The sequence below is a fragment of the Streptomyces sp. NPDC037126 genome (genome assembly GCF_055605965.1).
In genome coordinates, this window is record NZ_JBVJTD010000073.1 from 1 (window position 1) to 4,555 (window position 4,555).

The window sequence follows — 4,555 nt, forward strand, 5'->3', positions numbered from 1 at the left end:
CACGCGTCACGAACACCAACCGCGCACCAACCGGCCGCTCCCCCGCCAACCACTCCCGCACCAGACCCAAAACACGAACCGACACCTCATGCACCACAGCCGGCTCCACACCACCGACCAACGGCACCACGACGAGGGATGCCTCGGCGGGGAGCTCCGTCAGCGAGGCAGCGCCGGTTCCGAGCGTGACGCTCTGGACACCTTCGTCCATGCCGGCCGGCACGGACCGCTGGGTGGTGGGCACCCACTCCAGGCGCAGCAGCCCGTCGCGGACGTCCGCCCGGCCGCCGCCGACGGCCGTGGACGGCTCGGCCAGGACGACGGACCCGGCGGTCAGGACCGGAGCGCCTTCGACGTCCACTAGGGTGACCGAGACGGTGTCCTCGCCGGTTCGGGCGACGCGAGCCCGGACGATCGGCGCGCCCACCGCGTGAAGCGTGACCCCGCCCCACGCCACCGGCACGCGCTCAGCGCCGTCGGCCTCCCGCACCACTGCCGAGAGCAGGGCCGGATGCAGGCCGTAGCCCGCGGCCTCCTGGGCGACCTCACCGCGCAGCGCGGCCTCCACGAACGTCTCGTCGCCGCGCCGCCACACCGAGACACCCGACTCGGCGTCCGCCTCGGCCTCGCTGCCGAGCTCGGCCACGACCGCCCCACGGGGCGGCCAGACGGCGAGGTCGGCGGTGTCGGCGTCCGCTTCGCCGCGTTCCTCTCTGCGGAGCACACCGGACGCGTGTTCCGTCCAGGTGCCGTCCTCGGCGCCGTCCCGACGCGAGTGGAGCGTCACCTCGCGGGCGCCTGACTCGTCGGGGGCCCCTACCCACACCTGGACCACCACGGGGGCGTCCTCGGACAGGAGCAGGGGTTCGGTCTGCGTGAGGTGCTCGACGTGACCGCAGCCGACCTGGTCGCCCGCGCGCACGGCCAGTTCCAGAAGGGCCGCGGCCGGGACCATGCCCTGGTCGGCGAGCCGGCGGTGCGCCGTCAGGGACAGCCGGCCCGTGAACACCATCCCGTCCGAGTTGGCCAGGGCGACCATCGCGGCGAGCAGCGGGTGCTCGGCGGGAACGAGCCCGGCGCCACGCACGTCGCCCGGGTGTGCGGCCGGGCGCGGCCAGTGGCGGGCGTGCCGGAAGGCGTACGTCGGCAGGTCGACGCGGCGGGCGCCGGTGCCGTCGAAGAGGACGCCCCAGTCGAGCCGCACACCGGAGACGTGGAGCTGTGCCAGGCCCGTGACGAGAGCGCGTTCCTCGGGCCGGTCCTTGCGCAGGGCGGGCACCGCCGGGGTGTCCTCCTCGCCGGGCAGGCAGTGCCGGGCCATCGCGGAGAGGACACCGTCCGGGCCCAGTTCCAGCAAGGCCGAGACCCCGGCCTCGCCCAACGCCCGTACCCCGTCGGCGAAGCGGACCGTCTCACGCACGTGCCGCACCCAGTACTCCGGGTCGCACACCAACTCGGCGGACGCCACCCCACCCGTCACGTTCGACACCAGCGGGATCTCCGGGGCCGAGAAGGACAGGCCGGAGACCACCGCACGGAAGTCGTCCAGCATCGGCTCCATCAACGGCGAGTGAAAAGCGTGCGACACCCGCAGCGGTGTCGTCCTGCGCCCCAGCCCTTCGAAGTGGACACGGATCGCCTCGACGGCCTCCCGGGCGCCGGAAACCACCACGGACGACGGCCCGTTGACGGCAGCAAGGGACACCAACTCGTCGAGCAGCGGCCCCACTTCGTCCTCTGTGGCTTCGACGGCCAGCATCGCGCCGCCCTCGGGCAGCGCCTGCATCAGCCGGCCCCGGGCAGCCACCAACGCGCACGCGTCCTCCAGCGAGAACACCCCCGCCACATGCGCCGCCGCCACCTCACCGATCGAGTGCCCCGCCACGAACTCCGGCCGCACACCCAGGGATTCGACCAGCCGGAACAGCGCCACCTCCACCGCGAACAACCCCGCCTGCGCATAGGCGGTCTGGTTCAGCAGCTCCTCGTCCTCGCCCCACACCACATCACGCACGGACCGGTCCATGTGCGGGTCCAGCCCCGCACACACCGCATCGAACGCCTCCGCGAACACCGGGAACCGCGCATAGAGTTCGCGGCCCATACCCAACCGCTGCGACCCCTGCCCCGAGAACAGCACGGCCAACGACCGCTCGACCGCCACGCCACGCGCGATCTCGGCGCCCTCCACCAGCACCGCCCGGTGCTCGAAGTGGGTCCGTTCCGCCGCCAGCGCGTGGGCCACGTCAAGCGCCGGAAGCGCGCGCAGCGCGGCGAGGTTGCCCAGCTGCGCGTCGAGCCCGGCCTCGGACCTGCCGGACACCAGCCAGGGCACCACCGCCGGAGAGACCCGGGGTTCCTCGTGGTCGTTTTCCGCCGCCGAGGGGGCCTGCTCGATGATGGTGTGGGCGTTGGTGCCGCTGATGCCGAAGGCGGAGACCGCGGCCCGTCGCGGACGGTCCAACGCCGGCCAGGACTCGGCCTCGGTGAGCAGTCGTACCTCACCCTCGGACCAGTCGACGTGCGTGGAGGGTTCGTCCACGTGCAGCGTGCGCGGAAGCACCCCGTGCCGCATCGCCATCACCATCTTGATCACACCCGCGACACCGGCGGCGGCCTGGGTGTGGCCGATGTTGGACTTCAGCGAGCCGAGCAGCAGCGGACGCTCCGCGTCGCGCTCCCTGCCGTACGTCGCCAGCAGCGCCTGCGCCTCGATCGGGTCGCCCAGCGGCGTGCCCGTGCCGTGGCCCTCCACCGCGTCCACGTCCCGCGTCGACAGGCCCGCGCTCGCGAGGGCCTGCCGGATCACGCGTTGCTGGGAGGGGCCGTTGGGGGCGGTGAGCCCGTTGCTCGCACCGTCCTGGTTGATCGCCGAACCGCGTACGACGGCCAGCACCCGGTGACCGTTGCGCTGGGCGTCGGAGAGCCGTTCGAGTACGAGGACACCGACGCCCTCCGACCAGCCGGTGCCGTCGGCCGCGTCCGCGTACGCCTTGCACCGCCCGTCCGTCGCCAGACCACCCTGGCGGCTGAAGCCGGAGAAGCTCATGGGTGTGGACAGAACGGTCACGCCGCCGGCGAGCGCCATCGAACAGTCACCGCTGCGCAGGGCGTGCGCCGCCACGTGGAGTGCGACGAGGGACGACGAGCAGGCCGTGTCCAGGGTGACTGCGGGGCCCTCCAGGCCGAACGCGTACGACACCCGTCCGGACAGCACGCTCGCCGTGAGTCCGGTGGTGGCGTGGCCCTCCACGTCCTCGGCGGAGTTCATGACCACGCCGACGTAGTCGACGCCCGCCGTGCCGACGAACACACCGGTACGGCTGCCCCGGAGCGACTCCGGCCTGATGCCCGCCCGCTCGAACGCCTCCCACGAGGTCTCCAGGAGGAGGCGCTGCTGCGGGTCCATGGCCACGGCCTCACGCGGTGAGATCCCGAAGAAGTCCGCGTCGAAATCGGCCGCGTCGACGAAACCGCCCTCGACCGACGCGCTGCTGCCGTTTCCGTCCCCGGCGAGGGCGGCCAGGTCCCAGCCACGATCGGCGGGGAAGGGGGAGATGGCGTCGCGGCCCTCGGCGACCAGCCGCCAGAGGTCCTCCGGGCTGCGCACGCCCCCGGGCAGCCGGCATGCCATGCCGACGATGGCGATGGGTTCCTGCTTCCCCGACTCGACTTCCAGCAGTCGTTGGCGAGTCTGGTGCAGGTCGGCGGTGACCCACTTGAGGTAGTCAACGAGCTTGCTGTCGTTCGACATGGAGAGTGGAGCCTTCCTGGGGTGACGAGAGAGCTGGTCAGCGGTCGCTCGAACGGCCGAGCTCGTTGTCGATGAATGCGAGGACCTCGTCCGCGCTGGCGGTGGCGATGCGCTCCGCGACGCTGTGCGCGGACGCCTCGGCGTCCGGGGCCGTGGCCGTCCACTTCTCCAGCAGGTGGCGCAGCCGGAGGGAGACGGCGGAACGGGTCTGCTCGTCCGGCGTGTCCGCCGCCGTCAGCGTGGCGTCGAGCCGGTCGAGCTCCGCGAGCAGGGCGGACCGCCCGCCGTCCGCCTCCGCCTCGTCGAGCAGTTCGGTGACGAGGTGCTGGGCGAGGACGGCCGGGGTGGGGTGGTCGAAGACGAGGGTGGCGGGCAGCCGCAGGCCCGTGGCCGCGGTCAGCCGGTTGCGCAGCTCCAGCGCGGTCAGCGAGTCCACGCCGAGGTCACGGAACTCCTTGCCGGCGTCGACAGCGCCGGCGGAACTATGACCGAGTACGGCGGCCGCCTCGGCCCGTACGAGGTCCAAGACGTGCGGAACCCGTTCCCTGTCGCGGAGTTCCCTGAGCCGTGTCGCGAGCGCCGCGGCCGTACCGGCCGCCGCGCCCACGTTCGAAGCGGCCCGCCTGGTGCCCGAGACCAGTCGGCGCAGCAGGGGCGGCACCTCGCCGGGCATCCGCATCGGACCGGCGGCGCGGCCGAGGGGGATCAGGTGGGGCTCGTCGAGGGTGGTCGCGGTGTCGAGGAGCGCCAGCCCCTGTTCGACGCTGAGCGGCGGGATGCCCGAGGAGGCGATCCGCTTGC

Annotated in this window: 2 protein-coding genes; both read right to left on the minus strand. The window is 73.0% G+C overall.

Translation table 11 applies throughout. The annotated features are described in order from the left end of the window. Positions 1–3,754 (minus strand): type I polyketide synthase (locus ACZ7FF_RS44805; RefSeq protein ID WP_470820502.1); only part of this gene is annotated, 3,754 nt, incomplete at its 3' end. Positions 3,755–3,791: 37 nt separating this feature from the next. Next, a partial coding sequence (locus ACZ7FF_RS44810) for an acyl carrier protein (protein WP_470820504.1) occupies positions 3,792–4,555 on the minus strand: 764 nt, incomplete at its 5' end.